Origin of the sequence: Streptomyces sp. NBC_00425 (assembly GCF_036030735.1) — a bacterium.
Taxonomy (GTDB): domain Bacteria; phylum Actinomycetota; class Actinomycetes; order Streptomycetales; family Streptomycetaceae; genus Streptomyces.
In genome coordinates this window covers 6,263,546-6,287,679 of record NZ_CP107928.1, presented here as the reverse complement: position 1 = coordinate 6,287,679, position 24,134 = coordinate 6,263,546, and the positions used below count along the sequence as shown (strand labels likewise).

The following is a 24,134-nucleotide window of genomic DNA, read 5'->3' as shown; positions in this document are numbered from 1 at the left end:
GCATTCCGGAGGACCGTGATCAGGCAGGAACGGCCTGATCACGCGTCGCTCGTTCCTTTACCTACAAGGGATGCCGATGACCCTCACCCCCGAGCGTGAACCGATATCGGGCGCAAGACGCGTGGCCCGGACAGTCGTGGCGGCGGGCCTCGTGGCCGCCCTGTCCGCGGCCGGCCCGATACCCATGGCCTTCTCCGCCGACGCCGGCCAGACCCCGGCCGCGGCCGACCCGGGCGTGAAGTCCGCCCACGACAAGCTCGGCTCCGACGACGCCGACCTCCTCGCCGAGGCCAAGGCCGCCGGCGACAAGAACGTCACCCTCATGGTCGCGACCGCCCCCGGCCAGACCGAGCAGGTCGCCGAGGAGCTGGACGCGGTCAAGGGCGGCTCCGTCGGCCAGTCCTACGACAAGCTCGGCTACGTCCGCGCCACCGTCCCGACCGGCAAGGCCGACTCCGCGATCGCCGCGGCCGCCAAGCTGTCCTCGGTGCACGCCATCGACCTGCGCCAGAACATCGTCCTCGACGACCCGGCGCCCAGCGCGGACACCGCCAAGGCCGGCAGGTCCGCCGCGAAGACGAAGACCTACCCGGCGCCGAGCCGGAAGACGCCCGCCGAGAACCCGTACAACCCGTCCTTCGAGACGGGCGCCGTCGACTTCGTGAAGAAGAACCCGAAGGCGGACGGCCGCGGCGTCACCATCGGCATCCTCGACTCCGGCGTGGACCTCGGCCACCCCGCGCTGCAGAAGACCACCACCGGCGAGCGCAAGATCGTCGACTGGGTGACGTCCACCGACCCGATCCTCGACAGCGACGCCTCCTGGCGCCCGATGACGACGTCCGTGTCCGGGCCCAGCTTCACCTTCGGCGGCCGCACCTGGACCGCGAAGCCCGGCTCGTACCAGGTCAACCTGTTCCGCGAGTCCGCCACCGCCGGCGGCGACGCCAAGGGCGACGTCAACCGCGACGGCGACACCACCGACGTGTGGGGCGTGCTGTACGACGCGGCGGCCGGCACGGTCACCGTCGACGTGAACGCCAACGGCGACTTCACCGACGACACCGCGATGAAGCCGTACAAGGACGGATACCAGGTCGGCTACTTCGGCACCGACAACCCGGCGACGGACGTCGTCGAGCGCCAGCCGTTCGTCGTGCAGATCCGCAAGGACGTGCCGATGGACCCGTTCGGCGGCGACTGGGTCGGCAAGAAGGCAGACTTCGCCAACATCGGTCTCATCGCCAGCGAGCACGGCACCCACGTCGCCGGCATCACCGCCGCGAACGGCCTGTTCGGCGGTGCCATGAACGGCGCCGCGCCCGGCGCGAAGCTCGTCTCCGCCCGCGCCTGCGTCTTCGGCCCGGGCTGCACCAACGTGGCCCTCACCGAGGGCATGATCGACCTGGTCGTCAACCGCGGCGTCGACATCGTCAACATGTCGATCGGCGGGCTGCCGGGTCTGAACGACGGCAACAACGCGCGCGCCGAGCTGTACACGCGCCTCATCGACACCTACGGCGTCCAGCTCGTGATCTCCGCGGGCAACGAGGGCCCCGGCGCGAACACCATCGGCGACCCCGGTCTGGCCGACAAGGTGATCTCGGTCGGCGCGGCCATCTCCAAGGAGACCTGGGCCTCCAACTACGGCTCGCAGGTGACGAAGAAGTACGCGCTGCTGCCGTTCTCCTCGCGCGGCCCGCGTGAGGACGGCGGCTTCACGCCGACGCTCGTCGCGCCCGGCGCCTCGATCAACACCACCCAGACCTGGCTGCCGGGCTCCCCGGTCGCCGACGCGGGCTACCCGCTGCCGGCCGGCTACTCCATGCTGCAGGGCACCTCGATGGCCTCCCCGCAGGCCGCGGGCGCCTCGGCGCTGCTGATCTCGGCCGCCAAGCAGCACAAGGTCGCGCTCACCCCGGCGATCCTGCGCACGGCGCTGACCTCGACCGCCCACCACATCAAGGGTGTGCAGGCGTACGAGGAGGGTGCGGGCGCCATCGACATCGTGGACGCCTGGAAGTCCATCAGGAAGGGCGCCACCGCCCACGACTACACCGTCAAGGCCCCCGTCGACACCGCGCTCGACCAGGCCCTGAAGACCCCGGGCTTCGGCACCGGCGTCTACGACCGCGAGAGCGGTCTGAAGGCCGGGCAGAAGAAGACGTACGACGTCACCATCACCCGTACGTCCGGCCCCGACAAGGCGGTCCGCCACGAGCTGGAGCTCGAGAACAACGCGGCCGGCACCTTCCGGATCGTCGGCGACGACGAGGTGAAGCTGCCGCTGAACAAGCCGGTGACCGTCAGGATCCAGGCCCAGCCGAAGGCCGCGGGCATCGCCAGCGCCATCCTGGAGGTGGACGACCCGAAGACCGAGGGCGTCGACAAGCAGATCCTCAACACGGTCGTCGTCTCGACGCCGGTGAAGCACACGTTCTCCGTGTCGAACTCCGTGCAGCGCAACAGCTTCCAGTCGTACTTCCTGACCGTGCCCGAGGGCGCCAAGTCGTTCGAGGTCGCGATCGGCGGGCTGAAGGACAAGAGCCAGACCCGGTTCATCTCGATCCACCCGTACGGCGTCGGGGTCGAGGACAGCTCCACGATCTACTGCTACAGCAACTACCCCGACACCAACGGCTGCCGGCCGGACGCCCGTTCGTACCCGAACCCGCAGGCCGGCGTCTGGGAGATCGAGGTCGAGTCGCGTCGTACCTCGCCGCTGCTGGACAACCCCTACAAGCTGGACGCGACCGTCTACGGCGCGGTCTTCGACCCGGCGACCGTGACCGTGCCCGAGGCGAAGGTCGGCACCCCGGCCCCCGTCTCCTGGAAGGTCAAGAACAACTTCGCCGCGATCGACGGCAAGCTGGTCGGCGGCCCGCTCGGTTCGTCCAAGGCGACCCGTCCGACCATCGCCAACGGCGCGACCCAGACCACCACGGTCGAGGTCCCGGCCGGCGCCAAGTCGCTCGACGTCTCCATCGGCAACGTCTCGGACGCCTCCGCCGACCTGGACCTCACGGTCTTCGACGCGTCCGGCAAGCAGGTCGCGCAGCAGGCCGACGGTGACGCGGAGGAGGCGGTCTCCATCCCGTCGCCGGCCGCGGGCACGTACACCATCGAGGTCGCGGGCTACTCCGTCCCGGCCGGCACCACGGCGTACGACTACCTGGACGTGTTCTTCTCGTCCGCCCTCGGCACCGTCGGCGTCGACGAGTCGACGCCGGTGAAGCTCGGCACGGGCGCCTCGGCGTCGGTCAGCGCGACCGTCACCGCCGCGGCCGCCGCTCCCGAGGGCCGGGCCTTCTTCGGCCAGGTCCAGCTGGTGAACGCGCGGGGCACCGTCGCGGGCTCCGGCAGCGTGGCGATCGAGAAGGTCACTCCGTAACACCGTGCACGGCAGCAGGGGCGGGCGTCCGAAAGGGCGCCCGCCCCTCGCCGTTCCCGCCCGGCAGTCGGTCAGCCGGGCGGGGTTTCGTTGCAGGTGAGGGCGTCCGTCCCGGGCAGCGCGCGGGCGAGCGCGGTCCGCTCGGGCGCGATGTCGGCCTCGCCGACCGCCCAGACGTCGGGAGTGGCCGACGCCCGCCCCAGCGCGACCAGCACGTGGTCGCCCGTCGCCAGCAGCGGGTCCATGTCGTGCTCCATCTCGAAGGCGGCCTGCGGCGTGCTCGCGGCCGGCCGGTAGGCGTGCGTGACGCGCAGCGTGACGCGCTCGCGGGTCGTGCCGGGCAGCGGGCGGACGTCCGTCACCTCGCCCTCCACCACGAGCCGGGTGCAGACGAGGTACCGGGGGTCGCCGAGGGGACTGCCGGAGTTCTCGGTGCCCTTGGCCCCCGACCCGTCGGCGCCCGCGCCCGCGTCGCTCGCGGCGCTCGCCTTCGAGTCGGCGTCGTCGGACGCCCCGTGCCCCACCTGGACGACCGCCCACCCGGCCCCGAAGACCATCGCGCCGACGGCGGCGACGCCCGCTGCCCGCAGCACGAGAGGCCGCAGCCGGGCCGCCGGCGTGGGCCGGGACGGCCCGGGGAAACGGGACCGGTGATGCGGGCGGGGCCGCCGGAACCGCCCGGGCCGGTGCGCCGGGGCGGCCCGCTCCGTCCGGGCCGCCGGTTGCGCCGTGAGGGCGTCCGCGAGGACGCCGAGCTGTTCGCGCAGCAGCGCCAGGTCGGCCGTCGCCGAGCGGTGCTCCGCCATGAAGGCGTCGTCCGCCTGGCTCCCGTCCGGCAGCGGCTCGTCGACGATCGCCGCCATCAGCGCGTCCAGACCGGCGCGGCCGTCGTGTTCCGCGGTCACGTCACACCACCTCGTCCTCGTGCAGGCGGGCGCGCAGAGCCCGGACCGCCGTGTGCAGGCGGCTCTTGACGGTCCCCTCCGGAACACCCAGCTCCCGGGCTATCGAGCGCACCGGCAGATCGGCGTAGAAACGCAGGACGAGGACCTGACGCTGGGCGTCGGGCAGCTCGTCCAGGCCCTGGGCGACGGCGAGGGAGAGCACGCTGGTGTCCTCGCCCGAGGCCGGCTCGTGCTCGCGCAGCGAGGCCAGCCGCTCTCCCAGCCGCTCCTGACGGCGCTTGGCGCGATGCCAGTCCATGGCCAGGTTGGAGGCCACGACCGCGGCCCACGCGGAGACGTCGCGCGGCGCCTCGTAGCCTTTCGCCGCGCGTTCCAGCAGCCGCAGGCGGACCTGCTGCACCCCGTCCGGCAGGTCCGCCTGCGGCACCCCGCCCAGCGCGAGCACCGCCCGCACCCGGCGTTCCTGCCCCGCGTCCAGAGGGTCGTCGCCGGACACGGTCCCGTCCCCCTGGACGCGGTGGGCCCTTCTGCGCAGCACAGCCACCCCTCCCTACCGCGTTTCCTCTACGACGCCGTAGGCCGCGGAAACGTTCGGCCGAGTCGTGGGGGATCTCGCAGAGGCGTACGTCACACCGGCGCGCGCGGCAGCACAGCTTGCGGTGCGGGGCGGCCGCAGGGCGAATTCCTCCAGCTCAGCGGGGTGCGGGAGGGAGTTCCGTAACCGGCGGGCCCGGCGGGGCGTCCCAGCCCTCGGGCATGGGGGGCAAAGAATTGGACAGGCGGGCCGGGGTCGGCCGCATCATGGAACGGCCTCGGCCAGGCAACACGCACGTAAATGGGACGGACAGAGGGAGTCGCCGTGAGGGTCGGAATCGTCGGAGCCACCGGTCAGGTCGGCACGGTCATGCGCAGGATCCTCAAGGAGCGGGACTTCCCGGTCACGCAGCTGCGCCTGTTCGCGTCGGCCCGCTCGGCGGGGACGGTCCTGGACGGCGTGACGGTGGAGGACGCGGCGACGGCCGACTACGCGGATCTGGACATCGTCCTGTTCTCGGCGGGCGGCGCGACGTCGAAGGCGCTCGCGGAGAAGGTCGCCGCGCAGGGCGCGGTCGTGATCGACAACTCCTCCGCCTGGCGCAAGGACCCCGAGGTCCCGCTGGTCGTCTCCGAGGTGAACCCGCACGCGATCGCGAACCGCCCCAAGGGCATCATCGCCAACCCGAACTGCACCACGATGGCCGCGATGCCGGTCCTGAAGCCGTTGCACGCGGAAGCCGGTCTGGAGGCCCTGGTGGTCGCCACGTACCAGGCGGTGTCCGGATCGGGCGTGGCCGGCGTGGCGGAGCTGCACGGGCAGGCGCAGAAGGTGGTGCCGGACGCGGACAGGCTGACCCACGACGGCGGGTCGGTCGACTTCCCCGAGCCGCAGGTCTACAAGCGCCCCATCGCCTTCAACGTCGTCCCGCTCGCCGGCTCGATCGTCGAGGACGGCCTGGGCGAGACGGACGAGGAGCAGAAGCTCCGCAACGAGTCCCGCAAGATCCTGGAGATCCCGGACCTCAGGGTCTCCGGCACCTGCGTCCGGGTCCCGGTGTTCTCCGGGCACTCCCTGCAGGTCAACGCCCGCTTCGCCCGCCCGCTGTCCGCGGAGCGCGCGACGGAGCTGCTGTCCGAGGCCGCCGGCGTGGTCCTCACCGACATCCCGACGCCGCTCGAGGCGGCCGGCCAGGACCCGTCCTTCGTGGGCCGCATCCGCCGGGACGAGACCGTGGAGCACGGCCTCGCCCTGTTCATCTCCAACGACAACCTGCGCAAGGGCGCCGCGCTGAACGCGGTGCAGATCGCGGAGCTGGTGGCGGACGAGCTCAAGGGCTGACGCCCTCGCGCGCGTGCGAAGGGGTGGCCGCCGGTGTTCGGCGGCCACCCCTTCGGTGCGCTCAGAGTGCGAGGTGCCGCCGGAGTGCGCCGTCGATCTCCGCCATGCGCGGTCGTGGTACCGCACCGATCCGCGCGAGGATCCGCTCCAAAGCCACGGCTCGCACCTGCTCGCACTGGGCCTTCGAGTCCTTGGGCAGGTGGCACTCGTCCGCACCGAGGAACACCTGGAACGTCAGGACGCGCGTCGTGTTCGACGTGAGGGGCACCACGGTGATCACCCCTCGGCCGTGGCGCTCGACCGACCGGTTGGCGGCGTCGTTGGACACGATCACCGAGGGGCGCGCCGTGTTCACCTCGCCGCCCCGCGTCGGCTCGTAGTCGACCAGGTAGATGTCACCTCGCCTCATCGACCAGCCCGCCGCCCGCGAACCTGTCCCAGAACCCGGCGTCCTCGCTCCCGTCACACTCCTGGAAGGCCTCCGTGTACTCGGCCTCCAGTTGGCCGGAACGCAGCAGTTCGATGGCAGCGTGGATCACGGCGGACCGCGAATCGGCCTCGGTTCTGGCCGCGTACTCATCGACGAAGGCGACGTCCTCCTCCGGCAGGCTCACACTGATCTTCATACCCTGGTTACTACCCGTGGTAGGCAACCGGTAGCCACTCCAGCGTGGGCGGACTTCGTGGAAGGATGACGCAACCGACATATCGAGGAGATGACCGCGTGCCTGGCACAAACCTGACTCGCGAAGAGGCGCAGCAGCGGGCGAAGCTGCTCACCGTTGACTCGTACGAGGTCGATCTCGACCTCTCCGGCGCGCGGGAGGGCGGCACCTACCGGTCCGTGACCACGGTGCGCTTCGACGTGGCCGAAAACCGCGCCACGTCCTTCATCGACCTGGTGGCCCCGACCGTCCACGAGGTGACGCTCAACGGGGAGGAGCTGGCCCCGGAAGAGGTGTTCCAGGACTCCCGGATCGCGCTGCCGGGCCTGCTGGAGGGCCGTAACGTCCTGCGGGTCGTGGCGGACTGCGCGTACACCAACACCGGTGAGGGTCTGCACCGGTTCGTCGACCCGGTCGACGAACAGACCTATCTCTACACCCAGTTCGAGGTGCCGGACGCCCGTCGTGTGTTCGCGTCCTTCGAGCAGCCCGACCTCAAGGCGACCTTCCAGTTCACCGTGAAGGCGCCGACCGGCTGGACCGTCGTCTCCAACTCCCCGACGCCGGAGCCCAAGGACGACGTCTGGGTGTTCGAGCCGACCCCGCGGATCTCCAGCTACATCACCGCGCTCGTCGTCGGCCCGTACCACAGCGTCCACAGCGTGTACGAGAAGGACGGGCAGTCGGTGCCGCTCGGCATCTACTGCCGGCCCTCCCTGGCCGAGTTCCTCGACTCTGACGCGATCTTCGAGGTCACCCGGCAGGGCTTCGACTGGTTCCAGGAGAAGTTCGACTACGCGTACCCGTTCAAGAAGTACGACCAGCTGTTCGTGCCGGAGTTCAACGCGGGTGCGATGGAGAACGCGGGCGCGGTCACCATCCGCGACCAGTACGTGTTCCGGTCCAAGGTGACCGACGCCGCGTACGAGCTGCGCGCGGAGACCATCCTGCACGAGCTGGCCCACATGTGGTTCGGCGACCTGGTCACCATGGAGTGGTGGAACGACCTGTGGCTGAACGAGTCGTTCGCCACCTACACCTCGATCGCCTGCCAGGCGTACGCGCCGGGCTCGCGCTGGCCGCACTCGTGGACCACGTTCGCCAACTCCATGAAGACCTGGGCCTACCGGCAGGACCAGCTGCCCTCGACGCATCCGATCATGGCCGAGATCGGCGACCTGGACGATGTCCTGGTCAACTTCGACGGCATCACCTACGCCAAGGGCGCGTCCGTCCTGAAGCAGCTCGTGGCGTACGTGGGCATGGACGAGTTCTTCGCGGGCGTGCAGGCGTACTTCAAGCGGCACGCCTTCGGCAACACGCGGCTGTCGGACCTGCTCGGCGCGCTGGAGGAGACCTCCGGCCGCGACCTCGCCACCTGGTCCCGGAAGTGGCTGCAGACGGCCGGCATCAACGTCCTGCGCCCCGAGATCGAGACGGACGCCGAGGGCGTCATCACCTCGTTCGCCGTCCGCCAGGAGGCCCCGGCGCTCCCGGCCGGCGCGAAGGGCGAGCCGACCCTGCGTCCGCACCGGATCGCCGTCGGCCTGTACGGCCTCGACGGAGACAGCGGCAAGCTGCTGCGCGACGAGCGCGTGGAGCTGGACATCGACGGTGAGCTGACGGCCGTCCCGCAGCTGGTCGGCAAGCGCCGTCCGGACGTCGTCCTGCTCAACGACGACGACCTGTCGTACGCCAAGGTCCGCCTGGACGAGCAGTCGCTCGCCTTCGTCACCGAGCACCTGGGCGACTTCGAGGCGTCGCTGCCGCGCGCACTGTGCTGGGCGTCGGCCTGGGACATGACCCGGGACGCCGAACTGCCCGCCCGCGACTACCTGTCCCTGGTGCTGTCCGGCATCGGCAAGGAGTCGGACATCGGCGTGGTCCAGTCGCTGCACCGTCAGGTCAAGCTCGCCGTCGACCTGTACGCCGACCCGACGGCCCGCGAGGCCCTGCTGACCCGCTGGACGGACGCGACGCTCGCCCATCTGCGGTCCGCCGCCGCGGGCAGCGACCACCAGCTGGCCTGGGCGCGCGCGTTCGCCGCCACCGCCCGCACGCCCGAGCAGCTGGACCTCCTGGACTCCCTGCTGGAAGGTTCGCAGACGATCGAGGGCCTGGCCGTCGACACCGAGCTGCGCTGGGCCTTCGTGCAGCGACTCGCGGCGGTCGGCAGGTTCGACGAGGCGGAGATCGCCGCCGAGTACGAGCGCGACCGCACCGCTGCCGGCGAGCGGCACGCGGCGAGCGCGCGGGCCGCGCGTCCGACGCCGGAGGCCAAGGCGGAGGCGTGGGCGCAGGTCGTCGAGGACGACAAGCTGCCCAACGCCCTGCAGGAGGCGGTCATCGGCGGCTTCGTCCAGACGGACCAGCGTGAGCTGCTCGCGCCGTACACCGGCCGTTACTTCGAGGTCGTCAAGGACATCTGGGAGTCCCGTTCGCACGAGATCGCCCAGCAGATCGCGGTCGGCCTCTACCCGGCGGTCCAGGTCTCCCGGGAGACCCTGGACAGCACGGACGCCTGGCTGGCCTCGGCCGAGCCGAACGCGGCCCTGCGCCGTCTCGTCTCCGAGTCCCGCTCGGGCGTGGAGCGCGCGCTGAAGGCCCAGGCGGCCGACGCGCGGTAGCCGGCAGCGGTACGGCGCAACGCCGCGCGTATCGGACACGGCATGCACACAACGCGGCGCGTGCGTCCGCGTGAGGACGACGGCGAGGGCGCCCGGTGATCACACCGGGCGCCCTCGCCGCATGCTCACCTCCCCGCGGCCGTCCGCGCGGGCGGGCGGTCGGCCGCGGCCCCGAGGTCCTCGCCGCAGTCGAGCTCCTCGCGGGTCTCGCTGGTCTCGCTGGTCTCGCTGGTCTCGCTGGGGCGGGACGCGGTCCGCACGGCCGGTCGCTCCGGCCTCAGCTGCCCCGCGACCGTCGCGGCGAACGCCAGCGTCATGCCCGTCAGCTGCACGGGGGTCAGCGCCTGGCCGAGCGCCGCCCAGCCGACGACGGCCGCGGTCAGCGGCGAGAGCGGCGCGAGGAAGGTGACCTGGGTGGCGCTGAGGCGGCCGATGCCGCGGAACCAGAGCCAGTACGAGACGGCCGTGTTCGCCAGGGCGAGGTAGAGGTAGCCGCCCAGGGCGCGGCCGTCCAGGGCGGGCGGGGCGCCCTCGACGAGCAGGGCGAGCGGGGCGATGAGCAGACCGCCCGCGGTCAGCTGCCAGCCGGTCAGGGCGAGCGGGCCGACGCCTTCCGGGCGGCCCCACTTCTTCGTCAGGACCGTCCCGGCCGACATCGACGCCGTGGAGGCGAGGGCGGCGACCACCCCGAGCGCGTCCGGCGCCCCGGCCGCCTTCAGCACGACGAGGCTGACGCCGAACACGGCCGCCACCCCGGTGAGCAGGGTCCGTGCGGTGGGCCGCTGCCTCAGCAGGACGGCCGAGAGACCGACGACGAACAGGGGGCCGACCGAGCTGACGATGGCCGCCATGCCGCCGGGCAGCCGGTAGGCGGCGAGGAAGAGGAGGGGGAAGAAGGCGCCGATGTTCAGCGCGCCGAGCGCCGCGGCCTTGCCCCACCACATGCCGCGCGGCAGCACCCGGCCGAGCGCGAGCAGCAGCAGCCCGGCGGGCAGCGCCCGCATCAGGCCGGTGAACAGGGGCCGGTCGGGCGGGAGGAACTCGGAGGTGACGGCGTAGGTGGTGCCCCAGGAGACCGGGGCGAGGGCGGTGAGCAGGACGGTCGCTGACCTCTTCATAGAAGTAGCTTAGCGCTAAGCTACTTACTTGCAAGTGGCTTGTCGGTCATCCGCTAGTTCGCGAGCCACTTTCTTGCGGGTCACCGAAGGCGGGCGGATACTCACCCCATGAGCAGCCAGCGCCCCACGCCCGCGGCCCCCTCGCGCAAGGACCCCGTCGACGCGATCATCGAGCAGTGGGCGACGGTGCGGCCGGACCTCGACACCGCCGCCATGGAGGTGTTCGGCCGCATCGGCCGGCTCGCCCGCGCGATGGGCGACCGTATGGAGCAGGCGTACGCGGCACTCGGCATCGCCCGCGGCGAGTTCGACGTCCTCGCCACCCTGCGCCGCTCCGGCGAGCCCTACACCCTCTCGCCGCGTCAGCTGTCGGCGACCCTGATGCTGACCACCGGCGGCATGACCGGCCGCCTCGACAAGCTGGAACGGGCCGGGCTGCTGCGCCGCTCCCCCGACCCGCACGACCGCCGGGGCCTCCAGGTGACGCTGACCGAGCGCGGGCTGGAACTGGTCGACCGCGCCGTCGGCGCGGGCCTCGCCGTCCAGACGGACGCCCTCGCCGCAGCCCTGAACGCCGAACAGGCCGGCCGACTGGCCGACCTGCTGAGGGAGTTGCTGCTGTCCACGGAGACCCCCCGAGGCTGACGGCGTCCGATCCGGTCAGGTGCCGAAGGGCCAGGCGAAGCCCAGTTCCGCAGCCCGCTCGCGGGTGCCGCCGCTGACCCGGCCGTAGTGCTTCGGGTCCTCCTCGGCCAGCCGGCGCAGGGCTGCCGCGGCCTGCTCCTCCGGTGGCGCGCCGTCGTCCGGGACGGCCCACTGGAACACCAGGGGGTCCCCTTCCGGGTGCCCGGCGGCGAGGCCCGGCTGGTACCAGAAGTTCACCTTGACGGTGTCCGGGTCGTCGAAGCCCGTGCCGACCCGGCCCCGGCGCGCGTCCCACCGGGCCAGCAGGTCCGGACGCGCCGTCAGCCCGGCCTTGACCAGACGGGCCGTCCTGCGAGCCCGCCAGGACCAGTCGCCGTCGGTCTCCGCCCGGACGATCTCGGCGTCGTAGGCGGCCGCGTCGAAGCGGAGGGCGGGGACCGCGGGCGCGGGCCCACGGCTGCCGGGAAGGGTCGGACGCCGCCAGTCCTCCCACACCACCTCGTTCCCGTCACGGCGGACGGTGACGTGCAGGGCACCGCAGCACCCCTCCGTGCACCAGGCCTCCGCGAGCCGCACCCGGCGAGGCTCGGAGCCCGCCCGCAGCAGCCCCTCGTCCAGCAGGATCTCCGGACTGTGCGCCGGACCGAACGGGAACAGCGCCGGAACGAGCGGCCGTCCGTCCACGAGGATGCGGGTCTCCAAGGACGCCCGGTCGCCCTCCGGGTCGCCGGCCACGATCTCGATGCGCAGCCCGCCGCCGGCCGTGGCCGCACCGGTGAACGGCCGCCGTCCGGTGCGCCGGATCCAGCCTGCCCGCCTCCGCCAGGCAGCAGCGGTGTCCGGATCCACGTCCGCAGCGCCGGCCGTGGCGGCCGCACCGGCCGTGGCGGCCTCAGGAGACCCGCCGGCCGGACCGGACGTGCTGCCGGGGTCCGTCACGGCGGTCCACGCCGGCCGGGCCAGCAGCCGGCCGAGGGCCGCCAGCAGGGTCTCGCGGAGGCCGGGCGGCCAGTCCAGCAGCACTCCGGTCCCGCTGCTCAGGCTCAGCGCGAGCGACAGCAGCATGGCGTGGTGTTCCAGGGTCGGGGTCAGCAGACCGGCCCGGCCGACGACGGTCTCGTACACGCCGGGCGCGTCCCGGTAGCGGAGGAGTTCGCCCGGCTCGTCGCCCGCGCACGCGATCCGGACGAGCAGCAGCCCCGCCCGGGCGAGCAACTCCGGGTCGGCGGGACGCGCGGCGAGCAGGTCGTGCAGCCGGGCGGCCTCCGCGATGCGCCGGGCGGTCCTGGCGCCGACGAGGCGCGGACCGGCGGGGAACGCCGTCAACTCCCGGCGGACGGCCACCTCGTCCGCCGTCGCCAACGCCCGCACCAGCGGCCGCAGCTCGCCGCGGCAGACTGACGACACCAGACAGACGACGGCGCCGGCCCGGCGGTCGAGGACGTCCAGAGCCTGCAGAGCCGCGCCGGTGAGGGAGCGCACCAGACCGAGCACGAAGACGTGCGGGACGTCCTCGGGTTCGCCCACGCGGGCGAGCAGGGCGAGCCCGACGGTGACGGCGGGGACGGTGGTGCCGGTCATGGTCAGCTGCCGGGCCAGCGAGCGGGCCGCCGGGCGCTGTCCGGCCGGCAGCGGCAGCGCCGCGACGGCGTACAGGACCGCCCTGCGGTGGCGGGCCAGGACGCCGAGTTCGGCGAACCGGCGGTGCAGGGTGGCCGCGTCCGCGGGCAGCGGCTCCAGTGCCCTCGGGACGACGACCGCCGCCTCCTTGTGGGACAGCGTGGACTCCCCTGCACGGGCTTCGCCCGGAGAGCCGGGAAGATCGAAACCACGGCCCGGCGGCAGGCCCTCCGGGGACTGTCGCCGCAGGGTCAGCGCCTGTTCGTACAGCGCGGGCGGGAGAGCGTCCGGGGCGCTCACCGGGCGGTGGGAGACTCGATTCCGTAGGTCATGCGCAGCAGCCTGCCCGCCGGGTCCCGGGCCTGTCGACGGATTTTCCCGGACTGTCACCCGCCCCCGACCACCCCGGGCGAGCGCGGTCCGACACGGCGAAGGCGCCGGTCCCGTCGTGTACGGCCTGTGCGTACATGCGGCGGGACCGGCGCCCTCGATGAGCGTGCCGAGAACGGGAGACTAGGCCTGGCCGGCCTTGGCCTTCCCCCGGACGGAGATGTTGGAGCTGGTGTCGTCGCCCCGGTCCTTCGACTTGTCCAGGACCCACACCAGTCCGGCGATCAGCGCGAACAGTGCGAGAGGGGCCACGACGTAAAGACCCAGCGTCTCGACGACGCTGAGACCCGGGCCGGGGTCGTCGCCGTCGTCGCGGGTCACCGCGAGCGCGGGGGACGACATGAGCAGCATCATCAGCGTCGTACCGGCAGCCAGGGCGCCGGCGCGCAGGGCGTTCTTCTTGTCCACGGTGCCCAAGTTAGCGAACGGCGTCGGGGCCCGCGCGTCCGGGGTGCCGTCCGAGGCGCGGGACGGCCCTCACGCGCCCTCCCGGGCGTCACCGGACGGTTCGCCCCGCACGCCGCCGGACGGCCGGCCCACCGTGCCGGGCGGCTCGCCGCCCGTGTCCACGGCCGCGGCTTCCTGGCCCCGCTCCCGCAGGACGTCCATCAGCGCGTGCAGCCTCGGGGAGGCCGCCAGTTGCTCCAGGGTGACCGGGCGCCCCTCGGCGTCCGCGATCGGCAGTCGCCAGTTCGGGTACTGGTCCCAGGTGCCGGGAAGGTTCTGCGGGCGGCGGTCGCCGACGCCGTCCGGCAGCCAGACGCCGATCATGCGGGCCGGGCTGCGCACCAGGAAGCGGTGGACGGCCTGCACCTCGGCCTCCTCCGAGGAAACGTCACCGCCGCCGGTGCCGGCCAGGAGCCCGAGACGGCTCAGCTCGGCCAGCCATTCGGCGGTGTCGTTGGCGGCCGCGGTGCGCTCCTCCTCCAGCGGGCGGGTCAGCAGGCCCAGCCGGTCGCGGAGTCCGACGTGCTCGCCGGTGAGCCGGGCGGCCGTGGACGGCAGGTCGTGGGTGGTCGCGGTGGCCAGGCAGTCGGCCCGCCAGCGGTCGGGGGACAGCGGACGTCCGTCGCCCTCCCAGTCCCGCTCGAACCACAGGACGGACGTGCCGAGCACCCCGCGCTCGCGCAGCGTCTCCCGCACCCCCGGCTCGACCGTGCCGAGATCCTCGCCGATCACCATCGCGCCGGCCCGTGAGGCCTCCAGCACGAGGACGGCGAGCATGGCCTCGGCGTCGTAGCGGACGTAGGCGCCCTCGGTCGGCAGCTCGCCCTGCGGGACCCACCACAGGCGGAACAGACCCATGACGTGGTCGATGCGCAGCGCGCCGGCGTACCGGAACAGCGCCCGCAGCAGCAGCCGGTAGGGGGCGTAGCCGGAGGCGGCCAGCCGGTCGGGGCGCCAGGGCGGCAGGCCCCAGTCCTGGCCGCGGGCGTTGAAGGCGTCCGGCGGGGCGCCCACCGACATGCCGGCGGCGAAGTACTCCTGCTGCGCCCACGCGTCGGCGCCCTCGGGATGCACGCCGACCGCCAGGTCGTGCACGATCCCGACGGGCATGCCGGCCTCGCGCGCGGTGCGCTGCGCGGCGGTGAGCTGCTCGTCGGTGAGCCAGGCGAGCCGCGAGTGGAAGTCGACGCGGTCCATCAGCTCGCCCCGCGCGCGGGCGGTCTCGGCCGAGCGGGGGTCGCGCAGTGCGGACGGCCACTGCCGCCACTGCGAGCCGTGCACCTCGGCGAGGGCGCACCAGGTGGCGTGGTCCTCCAGCGCCCGGCCCTGCTCGGCGAGGAAGTCGCAGTAGGCAGCGCGCCGGCCGGGGCCGAGCGGCACGCGGGCGACGAGTTCCAGGGCCTCCCGCTTGAGCCGCCACACCGCGTCCCGGTCGATCAGCTCGCCCTTGTCCAGGACGGCCTCGCGCAGTCGGCCGGCCCGCTCGAGCAGTGCGGCGCGCAGGGCGTCGTCCGGGACGTACGCGTATTCGGGGACGTCCTCGACGCGCAGATGCACCGGATCGGGGAAGCGGCGGGAGGAGGGCCGGTAGGGCGAGGGATCGGTCGGGGAGCCGGGCACGGCCGCGTGCAGGGGGTTGACCTGCACGAATCCGGCGCCGAGCGTCCGCCCGGCCCAGCCGGTGAGTTCCCCGAGGTCGCCCAGGTCGCCCATGCCCCAGGAGCGGCGCGAGAGCAGCGAGTACAGCTGGACGAGGAGCCCGTACGACCGTCCCGCGGGCGTGGGCAGGCGGGCCGGGGCGACGACGAGGTGGGACGCGCCGGTCCGCCCGTCGGGTGCGGTGACCGTCAACCGGTGCACCCCGGGCGGAAGTTCTCCGACACCCTCCCGGCTCTCGCCGTGCTCGGTCTCGACGTGCAGCCGACTGCCCTCGGGGAGGGCCGCGAGCGCCTCGGGCGGGCTGCCGCTCCAGCACACCACGGTCGGCGGCAGAAGTCGCTCGCGCAGTTCCGCCTCCCGGGCCGCGAGCGCGGCGCGCACGGCCTGCGGCGCGCTCACGTCGACGCCGAGGGCGGCCAGGACGCGGGTGACGGCGGCGGCGGACGCCGTGACCGTGCGGTCCGCGGAGGGCTGGTAGGAGGTGGCCACGCCGTGCAGCGCTGCGAGCCGGGCGAGCTCTTCCCCGGGGGGTGCGGTCATCTACGGCCTCGTGGAGTCGGAGTCCGCGGCGGCGAGCGGCGGCTCGCTGGTCAGGGGCTCGGCGTCGGGCAGCGGGGGTTCGCTGGTCAGCGGGGGTTCGGCGCAGGTTCCTTCGGCGCTGAAGGCACACAGACGGACGTCTTCGGTGGCGGCGGAGAGCTCCGCCGGGCGTTTGGACCGGGGCGGCGCGATCACGGTGGCCTCCTCAACGGATACGACATCGGTTACCGCAGCCCTACCCAGCGAACGCCGGGCCAGACGTCCCGCTGTCGCGCGCACTGCGTCACACGCTGCCACGGAGCGCGGCGTCCCGCCCTCCGGTCGTGCGTGTCTTCCCGTGTCGTGTCTTCCCGCGTCGTGTCGTGCTCCGAAGGGCTCGCCCGGAGCGACAGACGGGGTGTGAAACTGTTCCGCCCCGTGAGGGGGCACCGGGAGAACGACTCGGACGCGGCGCCGCTGCGGGCCGTGGCGGGCGGGGACTCGGCGGCGCCGGCCACGCTGTACGACCGGCATGCGGGTGGCTGCACGTGCGGCCGACCCGGCGCTGTGCCGACGCCGAGGTGGTGCGGGAGGTGCTGCAGGACACCTTCGTGACCGTGTGGCGGTCGGCGGCCGGGCACCGCGGCGGGGAGGCCGGGGGGTGGCTGTGGACGATCGCCGCCCGGCGGGCTCGTCGACGCGCGGCGGGCGCAGGAGCGGGCCTCGCGGCTCGAAACGACGCCCCTGGAGGCGGGTCGGGTCGCCTACCGGGGCACCCGGGCGTCCCTGGCCGGCCTGGGCGAGGAGTCCGGCGGCACCGGCGACAACCCGATCGAACGCGGTTACACGGCCGCCCTGCGCGGCCACCGCGCCGAGTCCGCGCCCGGTTCGGGGACCGGGACGGCAGCCGGGGTCACGGGCCGGGCCCCGACCCGTGAGGAGCAGACGCGATGACGGTCCTGGCAGAGATGACGGTCCTGGCAGAACGGGCGGACGCCCGGCGGTCCGGGCGGGCGGCCTCACGGCTGCCGGGGCCGCGCTGTGCGGAGCCCGGCTGAGCCGGCTGCCCGCCTCCTGTCACGTCGGCGTGGTGTTCCTCGCCGCGGACCCGGCGCACGGACCGGCGGTCACGGCGTGGGCCTGGCCGATGCAGCCGGGGCAGTCGGCGGCGGCATGGTGGGCGGCCGGCACGGCGTTCGTCCTGGGCACGGCGCTGTACGCGGTGCGGGGGCCCGGCCACAGGGCCCGGGTGCCTGAACGTCCGCCCCCCGGCCTCCAGAGATCGCCCCGGACCACGGCGACGTCGCGCATCCAGCAACCCCGTCCCGAGCCGACGGCGTCCGTGCGGACGCCGTCCCGCGCGGCCTCGTCCCGGCCCGGAGCCACCGCGGGGAGGGTGCCCCGGAACGTCGGCGCGCCCCCCTTCGCACCGCTTCGTCCGCCGCACGCCCGGCGCCTCTCGGCCATTGCGCCTCGCCCGGCGCCCTGCGCAACCGCCGACGTCCCGCCCGGGCGGTGCCGTACGGACCGGACGGCCGGGGACGGACCTAGGCGGAGATGCCGTCGATCCTGGCCAGGGCGTCGTCCGCGCCGTACGGCTGCAGGTACGGCAGCCAGCGCGGGTCCCGGTGGCCGGTGCCGATGATGCGCCAGGCGAGGCCGGAGGGCGGGGCGGGCTTGTGGCGCAGTCGCCAGCCGATCTCGACGAGGTGCCGGTCGGCCTTGGTGTGGTTGCAGCGGCGGCAGGACGCCACGACGTTGTCCCACACGTGCTTGCCCCCGCGGCTGCGCGGGACGACGTGGTCGACGCTGGTTGCGACGCCACCGCAGTACATGCACCGGCCCCCGTCCCGGGCGAACAGCGCCCGACGGGTCAGCGGAACGGGCCCACGGTAGGGAACCCGGACGAATCGCTTGAGCCGGACCACGCTGGGTGCGGGGACTGTGACGGTCGCGCTGTGCAGGAAGGCGCCGGATTCCTCGAGGGAGACCGCTTTGTTCTCCAGGACGAGGACGAGCGCGCGGCGGAGCGGTACGACGCCGAGTGGTTCGTACGACGCGTTGAGGACCAGGACGTGCGGCACGGATGCCTCCTTGGGCGTCGGCGGCGCGTGGCTCGCGCCGGGACGATCTGTGGTCAGTGTCCCCTCTCGCCCGCTGACCGCGCCACCATGTCCCGGTAACGGGCTGGGAGTGTTTTCGACCACACCCTGCTGTCTCCCCGGGATCATGGCCTGTTCAAGCGCAGGTGAGGACCGTCTCTCCTTCACCGACCGCGCAGGACCACTCACAATGCCCCGTTAGTGTGGTGGTTCTGTCTGTCCGGTGACCTTTCCGTGACCTCGCCGAGCGCGTCACCCTCGACCGCCGTACCGGATGGAGCAGTGCAGCACCTGGAGGTACCTGCCGTGTCCTTGCCCGCCGTCCTACTGGCCGCCGACGCGTCGCCGACGCCGACTCCCTCGGAGTCGCCGTCCGCCGTGACGGTCCCGTCGCTCCAGGACGCCCAGGAGAGCGCGACGAACGCGGCCAGCTGGGTCGAGCAGAACTGGTCGACGTGGCTGGCGATCGGTCTGCGGGTGCTGCTGATCCTGGTGATCGCGGTGGTGCTGAGAGTGGTGGTGCAGCGGGCGATCACCAAGCTGATCGACCGGATGAACCGCACCGTCGCCTCGGTCGACGGCACGGCGCTGGGCGGGTTGCTGGTCAACAACGAGCGGCGGCGCCAGCGCTCGCAGGCGATCGGCTCGGTGCTGCGCTCGGTGGCGAGTTTCCTGATCCTCGGCACGGCCGCGCTGATGGTGCTGGGCACCTTCGAGATCAACCTGGCCCCGCTGCTGGCCTCGGCCGGTGTCGCGGGTGTCGCCATCGGCTTCGGCGCGCGCAACCTGGTCACCGACTTCCTCTCCGGCGTGTTCATGATCCTCGAGGACCAGTACGGCGTCGGCGACCAGATCGACGCGGGCGTGGCCTCGGGCGAGGTCATCGAGGTGGGGCTGCGGGTGACCAAGCTGCGCGGCGACAACGGGGAGATCTGGTACGTCCGCAACGGCGAGGTCAAGCGGATCGGCAACCTCTCCCAGGGCTGGGCGACGGCCGGCGTCGACGTGACCGTCAAGGCCTCCGAGGAGCTCGACCGGGTGAAGGCCACCCTGGACGAGGTCGCCGAGAAGATGAGCAAGGAAGAGCCCTGGAACGAGCTTCTGTGGAGCCCGATCGAGGTCCTCGGCCTGGACAGCGTCCTGCTCGACTCGATGGTGGTCCGCGTCTCCGCGAAGACGATGCCGGGCAAGTCCCTGGCGGTCGAGCGGGAGCTGCGCTGGCGGGTCAAGCGCGCCTTCGACGCGGCCGACATCCGCATCGTGGGCGGCGCGACCGCCCCCGCGACGGAGGACCCGGCGGACCCCTCGGCGGCGGTCGCGGCGCCCTCCGCGTTCTCCAACGCGGACTCCCCGCAGTCGGCGGCGGCGACGCCGATCACCCAGCCCCGCGCGGGGACGAGCACCCCCTCGCCGCGCTAGGGAACGGTTCAGCACACGCGTTCGCGGTACGGCGCTCCCGGGTAACGACTCAGTCGACCCGGGAGCGTTTGCCGTTTCGGTCCTTGACGTCCCCTTCTCGGCGGGTCTAGGTTCCTGCCAGTCGATAGGAAACTTTCCTAACAGTGACCGCATATGGACGTGCGTCCGGCGGACTTGAGAAGCTGGGCAGTTCAGAGAGGCAGGTGTCGATCCCATGGCAGGAACCGCCGGCACGCCGGGCACCCCGCGCGTCCTGCGCGCCATGAACGACCGCGCCGCGCTCGACCTCCTGTTGGCGCACGGCCCGCTGTCGCGCACCCGCATCGGCAAGCTCACCGGCCTGTCGAAGCCCACCGCCTCACAGCTCCTGGCCCGCCTGGAGGCGGCGGGGCTGGTCCTCGCGACCGGCACCACCGCCGGGCGGCCGGGCCCCAACGCCCAGCTCTACGCGGTCAACCCGGCCGCCGCGTACGCCGCGGGGCTCGACGTCACCCCCGAACGCGTCCTCGCCTCGGTCGCCGACGTCACCGGCCGGACCGTGGGCGCGCACGAGGTGCCCACACCCGGCAGGAACACCGCCCAAGCCGTCGTACGGCAGGTCACCGACGCCCTCGACGGCGCCGTCAAGGCCGCCGGTCTCACCCGGGACGACGTGCGCCGGCTCGTCGTCGCCACCCCCGGCGCCTTCGACCCCACCACCGGTCGGCTGCGCTACGCCTCCCACCTGCCCGGCTGGCACTCCCCCGCGCTGCTCGACGACCTCGCCGCAGCCCTGCCGATGCCGGTCGAGTACGAGAACGACGTCAACCTCGCCGCCGTCGCCGAACAGCGGCTCGGCGCAGCCCGCGGCCACGAGGACTTCGTCCTGCTGTGGAACGAGGGCGGACTCGGCGCCGCCCTGGTCCTCGGCGGCAGGCTGCACCGCGGCTGGACCGGCGGCGCGGGCGAGGTCGGCTTCCTGCCGGTCCCGGGCGCCCCCCTGGTCCGTCAGGTGACCAAGGCCAACAGCGGCGGCTACCAGGAGCTCGCGGGTTCGCAGGCCGTACCCCGGCTGGCCCGGGAGCTCGGCATCGACGACGTCCCCGAGGGGCCGTACGCCGAGGTCGCCGCCGCGCTCGTGCGGCGGGCCGCCGCCGAGGACACCGCCCTGCACCGGCTGCTGCTGCAGACCTACGCGACCCGGCTCGCGACCGGTCTCGCCTCGCTGGTCTCCGTGCTCGACCCCGAACTCGTCGTCCTCAGCGGCGCCTCCCTCACGGCCGGCGGCGAGGTGCTGCGCGGCCTCGTCCAGGACGAACTGGAGGAGCTGGCGGCGTCCCGGCCGAAGCTGGTCATGGGCGACGTCACCGAACAGCCCGTACTGCGCGGGGCACTGGAAAGCGCGCTGGCCGCCACCCGCGACGAGGTCTTCGACACCTCACGCTGAGCCGCCCCCGCACCTCTCGGCCCTGCCCCCCCCCTCAGCCCCACCCCCTGAAACCCCGCGGAAGGTCCCTCCTCCGCCCCGTCACCTCACTCCGTCCTGCCCCGCCCTGTCCCTGGAAGGCTCCGCCATGCCCACACGCATACCCGCGGTCGTCCGAAAAGCGGCTTTCGCCCTCACCGCTTCCACCGCCCTGCTGCTCAGCACGACCGCCTGCACCGGCCAGTCCGCCTCCGACGCCGGCGACGACGCGTCGAAGGAGACGACCCTCACCTTCTGGCACGCCTGGAGCGCGCCGAACGAGGTGAAGGCCGTGCAGGCGCTGGTCGCCGGCTTCGAGAAGCAGCACCCCAACATCCATGTGAAGGTCGTCGGCAACATGACCGACGACAAGATCAACCAGGCGCTGCGGGCCGGCGGCAGCACGGCGCCCGACGTGATCTCGTCCTTCACCACCAACAACGTCGGCAAGTTCTGCTCGTCGGGCGCCCTGGTCGACCTCAACCCCTTCTTCGAGAAGGCGAACATCGACCCGCAGACGACGTTCCCGAAGGCGATGAACGAGTACACCCAGTTCGAGGGCGACCGTTGCGCCGTCCCGCTGCTGGGCGACGCCTACGGCCTCTACTACAACCGGACGGCTTTCGAGAAGGCCGGCATCACCGCTCCCCCGAAGACCTGGTCCGAGTTCGAGGCCGACGCCGAGAAGCTGACGATCCCCCAGGGCGCCACGTACAAGCAGCTCGGCTTCATGCCGAACTACCACGGCTGGGAGACCACCACCGAGCACTACATGGGGCAGTTCGGTCCGACGTACTTCGACGCGTCCGGCAAGTCGACCATCGCCACCGACCCGGCCGTCGCGGCGGCCTTCACCACCCAGAAGAAACTGGTCGACGAGCTCGGCGGGTTCAAGAAGCTGGAGACCTTCCGCGCCGGCCTCGGCGACGAGTGGGGCCCCAAGCACCCCTTCCACACCGGCCAGGTGGCCATGCAGCTGGACGGCGAGTGGCGTCTGGGCATGGCCCTGGAGGCCAAGCCGTCCTTCGAGATCGGCGTCGCCCCGCTGCCCGTCCCGGACGACCAGGCGGACCGGTACGGCAAGGGCTACATCACCGGAACCATCGCGGGCATCGCCGCCACCAGCAAGAAGCAGAACGCGGCCTGGGAACTGGTGAAGTACATGACCACCGACACGGACGCGGTCGTCGCCTTCTCCAACGCCATCCACAACGTGCCCTCCACCCTGGCCGCCCTGAAGTCCCCGGCTCTGAAGTACGACCCGCGGTTCAAGACGTTCCTGGACATCGCGGCGAACCCGAACTCCACCACCTCCCCGGCCTCCGTCAACGGCGGCGTCTACCTGACGACCGTCCAGCAGCTCGGCTACGACTACGAGAGCGGCAAGGTCACCGACCTGACGGCCGGGCTGAAGAAGGCCGCCGCGCAGATCGACACGGACATCGCGCAGGCGAAGTGACGATGGCGACGACCCACACGTTGAGGGCGAAGCACCGGCGCTCGGCCCTGCGCACCCTCGCCTTCCTCTCGCCCTGGCTGATCGGCTTCGCGGTCTTCTTCGCGTACCCGATGATCTCGACGGTCTACTTCTCGTTCATGCACTACGACGGCTTCCGGCCGCCGACCTGGAGCGGCACGAAGAACTGGACGTACGTCTTCGAGCACTACCCCTTCTTCTGGCCGGCGCTGCGCAACACCCTGTGGCTGGTCGTGATCATGGTGACCCTGCGGGTCCTGTTCGGGCTCGGGATCGGCATGCTGATCACGAAGATCAAGACCGGTACCGGGGTCTTCCGCACCCTGTTCTACCTGCCCTACCTCGCCCCGCCGGTGGCGGCGACCATGGCCTTCGCGTTCCTGCTCAACCCCGGCACCGGACCCGTCAACTCGCTGCTGGAGAACGTCGGCATCCCGGCGCCGGGCTGGTTCAACGACCCGGACTGGTCCAAGCCCGCCCTCACCCTGATGTTCCTGTGGGGGGTCGGCGACCTGATGGTCATCTTCATGGCCGCACTGCTCGACGTGCCGAAGGAGCAGTACGAGGCGGCGGAACTGGACGGCGCCTCGGCATGGCAGCGCTTCCGGTTCGTCACCCTCCCCAACATCTCGCCGATCATCATGTTCGCGGTCGTCACCGGCGTGATCGCGGCGATGCAGTGCTACACCCAGCCCCTGGTCGCCGGAAAGGTCGCCTCGGGCGTGATCCAGGGCGCGGGCACCATGTTCGAGCCCGGCTACCCGGAGCACTCCACCCTCACCCTCCCCCAGCTCGTCTACAACCTCGGCTTCCAGCGCTTCGACTACGGCTCGGCGTGCGTCGTGGCCCTGGTCCTGTTCGCCCTGTCGATGGCGTTCACCGCGCTGCTGATGCGGCGCCGGGGCGGGCTCATCCAGGCAGGTGACTGACCCCCATGACGCAAGTACTGGACCGGCCGGCGGAGTTGACGACCCCGTCCACGCCCGCCGAGCGCACCGCCCGCCGCAGGGCGCTGCTGGAATGGATCGCGGTGCACTCCCTCGGCGTCGCCGCCGCCCTCTTCTTCACCCTCCCCTTCGTGTTCGTGTTCCTGACCTCCCTGATGAGCGACTCGCAGGCGCTCAGCCGGGACCTGATCCCGCACACCTGGGAATGGGCCAACTACCGGAAGGTCTTCGACACCCCGGGCTTCCTCACCTGGTGGCGGAACACGCTGGTCTACGCCGGCCTCGGGACCGTCCTCACCGTGGTGTCGTCGATCCCGGTCGCGTACGCGCTCGCCAAGTTCCGCTTCCGGGGCCGCAACCTGACGCTCATGCTGGTGATCTCGATGATGATGCTGCCCCCGCAGGTGGTCGTCATCCCGATGTACCTGTTCTGGGCCAAGCAGCTGGACCTGTCCGGCACCCTGTGGCCGTTGATCATCCCGCTGGCGTTCGGCGACGCCTTCTCGATCTTCCTGCTGCGCCAGTTCCTGCTGACCATCCCGGGCGAGTACCTGGACGCGGCGAAGGTGGACGGCTGCGGCGACCTGCGCACCCTGCTGAAGGTCGTCCTGCCGATGGCGAAGCCCGGCATCGCCGCCGTGGCCCTCTTCCAGTTCTTCGCCGCCTGGAACGACTACTTCGGCCCGCAGATCTACGCCTCCGAGAACCCGGACGCGTGGACCCTCTCCTACGCCCTGGAGTCCTTCAAGGGAGCGCACCACACCGACTGGAACCTCACCATGGCGGCCACCGTGCTCGTCATGGCCCCTGTGATCCTCGTGTTCTTCTTCGCGCAGAAGGCGTTCGTCGAAGGTGTCACCCTCACCGGAGTGAAGGGTTAACA

At 72.4% G+C, this 24,134-nt stretch carries 20 protein-coding genes and 1 pseudogene; 10 read left to right on the top strand and 11 right to left on the bottom strand.

The window, feature by feature from the left end:
* Window positions 1–76: 76 nt before the first annotated feature.
* The gene (locus tag OHS82_RS27480; protein WP_057574636.1) at window positions 77–3,391 is read left to right on the top strand and encodes a S8 family serine peptidase; all 3,315 of its coding nucleotides are present in this window, start codon (window positions 77–79) and stop codon (window positions 3,389–3,391) included.
* Between the two features lie 71 nt (window positions 3,392–3,462).
* On the opposite strand, the gene OHS82_RS27475 is transcribed toward OHS82_RS27480, so the two are convergent.
* Together OHS82_RS27475 and OHS82_RS27470 are read right to left on the bottom strand one after the other, a co-directional pair.
* Complete coding sequence (locus OHS82_RS27475) at window positions 3,463–4,296, bottom strand: hypothetical protein (protein ID WP_057574635.1); 834 nt, start codon at window positions 4,294–4,296, stop codon at window positions 3,463–3,465.
* Window position 4,297: 1 nt separating this feature from the next.
* A complete protein-coding gene (locus OHS82_RS27470; protein WP_328434728.1) occupies window positions 4,298–4,840 on the bottom strand; it encodes a sigma-70 family RNA polymerase sigma factor in 543 nt (180 codons plus the stop codon).
* Window positions 4,841–5,155: 315 nt separating this feature from the next.
* Here OHS82_RS27470 and OHS82_RS27465 point away from each other — a divergent pair, with 315 nt between their 5' ends.
* Entirely contained in the window at window positions 5,156–6,172 is a 1,017-nt protein-coding gene (locus OHS82_RS27465; protein ID WP_057574633.1) for an aspartate-semialdehyde dehydrogenase, read from the top strand.
* Between the two features lie 61 nt (window positions 6,173–6,233).
* Here OHS82_RS27465 and OHS82_RS27460 read toward each other — a convergent pair whose 3' ends face one another.
* Window positions 6,234–6,581, bottom strand: a complete 348-nt coding sequence (locus tag OHS82_RS27460; RefSeq protein ID WP_057574632.1) for a type II toxin-antitoxin system PemK/MazF family toxin — start codon at window positions 6,579–6,581, stop codon at window positions 6,234–6,236.
* Window positions 6,568–6,798 (bottom strand): ribbon-helix-helix domain-containing protein, encoded by a 231-nt coding sequence (locus OHS82_RS27455; protein ID WP_057574631.1) that lies wholly within the window; start codon window positions 6,796–6,798, stop codon window positions 6,568–6,570. The genes OHS82_RS27460 and OHS82_RS27455 overlap by 14 nt, the downstream gene beginning before the upstream one ends.
* Before the next feature lie 98 nt (window positions 6,799–6,896).
* Between OHS82_RS27455 and pepN the strand changes: the two genes are divergently transcribed.
* Complete coding sequence (gene pepN, locus OHS82_RS27450) at window positions 6,897–9,464, top strand: aminopeptidase N (protein ID WP_057574630.1); 2,568 nt, start codon at window positions 6,897–6,899, stop codon at window positions 9,462–9,464.
* A 125-nt stretch (window positions 9,465–9,589) separates the two neighbouring features.
* Here the strand turns inward: pepN and OHS82_RS27445 are convergent, their stop codons facing one another.
* Complete coding sequence (locus OHS82_RS27445; RefSeq protein ID WP_328434727.1) at window positions 9,590–10,582, bottom strand: EamA family transporter; 993 nt, start codon at window positions 10,580–10,582, stop codon at window positions 9,590–9,592.
* A 108-nt stretch (window positions 10,583–10,690) separates the two neighbouring features.
* Between OHS82_RS27445 and OHS82_RS27440 the strand changes: the two genes are divergently transcribed.
* The gene (locus OHS82_RS27440; RefSeq protein ID WP_057574629.1) at window positions 10,691–11,227 is read left to right on the top strand and encodes a MarR family winged helix-turn-helix transcriptional regulator; all 537 of its coding nucleotides are present in this window, start codon (window positions 10,691–10,693) and stop codon (window positions 11,225–11,227) included.
* Window positions 11,228–11,242: 15 nt separating this feature from the next.
* On the opposite strand, the gene OHS82_RS27435 is transcribed toward OHS82_RS27440, so the two are convergent.
* The 4 genes from OHS82_RS27435 to OHS82_RS27420 all read right to left on the bottom strand — a co-directional run bounded on the left by OHS82_RS27435 (window position 11,243) and on the right by OHS82_RS27420 (window position 16,075).
* Window positions 11,243–13,147 (bottom strand): hypothetical protein, encoded by a 1,905-nt coding sequence (locus OHS82_RS27435; protein WP_328434726.1) that lies wholly within the window; start codon window positions 13,145–13,147, stop codon window positions 11,243–11,245.
* A 213-nt stretch (window positions 13,148–13,360) separates the two neighbouring features.
* Window positions 13,361–13,645, bottom strand: a complete 285-nt coding sequence (locus OHS82_RS27430; RefSeq protein ID WP_057574851.1) for a hypothetical protein — start codon at window positions 13,643–13,645, stop codon at window positions 13,361–13,363.
* Between the two features lie 69 nt (window positions 13,646–13,714).
* Window positions 13,715–15,883 carry a 4-alpha-glucanotransferase gene (malQ, locus tag OHS82_RS27425; RefSeq protein ID WP_328434725.1) on the bottom strand — a complete coding sequence of 723 codons (2,169 nt, stop codon included), beginning with the start codon at window positions 15,881–15,883 and terminating at the stop codon, window positions 13,715–13,717.
* Entirely contained in the window at window positions 15,884–16,075 is a 192-nt protein-coding gene (locus OHS82_RS27420; protein WP_057574850.1) for a hypothetical protein, read from the bottom strand. It lies immediately after the preceding gene.
* Between the two features lie 225 nt (window positions 16,076–16,300).
* On the opposite strand from OHS82_RS27420, the pseudogene OHS82_RS27415 reads away from it, so the two are divergent.
* A pseudogene (locus OHS82_RS27415) lies at window positions 16,301–16,606 on the top strand (RNA polymerase sigma factor); the annotation flags it as partial.
* Between the two features lie 333 nt (window positions 16,607–16,939).
* Here OHS82_RS27415 and OHS82_RS27410 read toward each other — a convergent pair.
* Window positions 16,940–17,248: a hypothetical protein gene (locus tag OHS82_RS27410; protein WP_328434724.1), complete on the bottom strand. Its 309-nt coding sequence runs from the start codon at window positions 17,246–17,248 to the stop codon at window positions 16,940–16,942.
* A gap of 161 nt (window positions 17,249–17,409) precedes the next feature.
* Window positions 17,410–17,946 carry an HNH endonuclease gene (locus tag OHS82_RS27405; RefSeq protein ID WP_057574627.1) on the bottom strand — a complete coding sequence of 179 codons (537 nt, stop codon included), beginning with the start codon at window positions 17,944–17,946 and terminating at the stop codon, window positions 17,410–17,412.
* A gap of 324 nt (window positions 17,947–18,270) precedes the next feature.
* On the opposite strand from OHS82_RS27405, the gene OHS82_RS27400 reads away from it, so the two are divergent.
* The 5 genes from OHS82_RS27400 to OHS82_RS27380 all read left to right on the top strand — a co-directional run bounded on the left by OHS82_RS27400 (window position 18,271) and on the right by OHS82_RS27380 (window position 24,132).
* Window positions 18,271–19,383 (top strand): mechanosensitive ion channel family protein, encoded by a 1,113-nt coding sequence (locus OHS82_RS27400; protein WP_057574849.1) that lies wholly within the window; start codon window positions 18,271–18,273, stop codon window positions 19,381–19,383.
* A gap of 214 nt (window positions 19,384–19,597) precedes the next feature.
* The gene (locus OHS82_RS27395; protein ID WP_057574626.1) at window positions 19,598–20,809 is read left to right on the top strand and encodes an ROK family transcriptional regulator; all 1,212 of its coding nucleotides are present in this window, start codon (window positions 19,598–19,600) and stop codon (window positions 20,807–20,809) included.
* Window positions 20,810–20,936: 127 nt separating this feature from the next.
* On the top strand, window positions 20,937–22,286 hold the full coding sequence (locus tag OHS82_RS27390) for an ABC transporter substrate-binding protein (protein WP_199863656.1): 1,350 nt from the start codon (window positions 20,937–20,939) through the stop codon (window positions 22,284–22,286).
* Window positions 22,287–22,288: 2 nt separating this feature from the next.
* Window positions 22,289–23,233, top strand: coding sequence for a carbohydrate ABC transporter permease (locus tag OHS82_RS27385; RefSeq protein ID WP_057574625.1), 945 nt, complete (start codon window positions 22,289–22,291; stop codon window positions 23,231–23,233).
* A gap of 5 nt (window positions 23,234–23,238) precedes the next feature.
* The gene (locus tag OHS82_RS27380) at window positions 23,239–24,132 is read left to right on the top strand and encodes a carbohydrate ABC transporter permease (protein WP_057574624.1); all 894 of its coding nucleotides are present in this window, start codon (window positions 23,239–23,241) and stop codon (window positions 24,130–24,132) included.
* Window positions 24,133–24,134 lie beyond the last annotated feature (2 nt).

Bases quoted from the DNA above. Each gene is read 5' to 3' on its own strand.
- OHS82_RS27480 (WP_057574636.1), top strand. From the start codon at position 77: ATGACCCTCACCCCCGAGCGTGAACCGATATCGGGCGCAAGACGCGTG.
- OHS82_RS27460 (WP_057574632.1), bottom strand. From the start codon at position 6,581: ATGAGGCGAGGTGACATCTACCTGGTCGACTACGAGCCGACGCGGGGC.
- OHS82_RS27455 (WP_057574631.1), bottom strand. From the start codon at position 6,798: ATGAAGATCAGTGTGAGCCTGCCGGAGGAGGACGTCGCCTTCGTCGAT.
- OHS82_RS27445 (WP_328434727.1), bottom strand. From the start codon at position 10,582: ATGAAGAGGTCAGCGACCGTCCTGCTCACCGCCCTCGCCCCGGTCTCC.
- OHS82_RS27440 (WP_057574629.1), top strand. From the start codon at position 10,691: ATGAGCAGCCAGCGCCCCACGCCCGCGGCCCCCTCGCGCAAGGACCCC.
- malQ (WP_328434725.1), bottom strand. From the start codon at position 15,883: ATGACCGCACCCCCCGGGGAAGAGCTCGCCCGGCTCGCAGCGCTGCAC.
- OHS82_RS27395 (WP_057574626.1), top strand. From the start codon at position 19,598: ATGGCAGGAACCGCCGGCACGCCGGGCACCCCGCGCGTCCTGCGCGCC.
- OHS82_RS27390 (WP_199863656.1), top strand. From the start codon at position 20,937: ATGCCCACACGCATACCCGCGGTCGTCCGAAAAGCGGCTTTCGCCCTC.
- OHS82_RS27385 (WP_057574625.1), top strand. From the start codon at position 22,289: ATGGCGACGACCCACACGTTGAGGGCGAAGCACCGGCGCTCGGCCCTG.
- OHS82_RS27380 (WP_057574624.1), top strand. From the start codon at position 23,239: ATGACGCAAGTACTGGACCGGCCGGCGGAGTTGACGACCCCGTCCACG.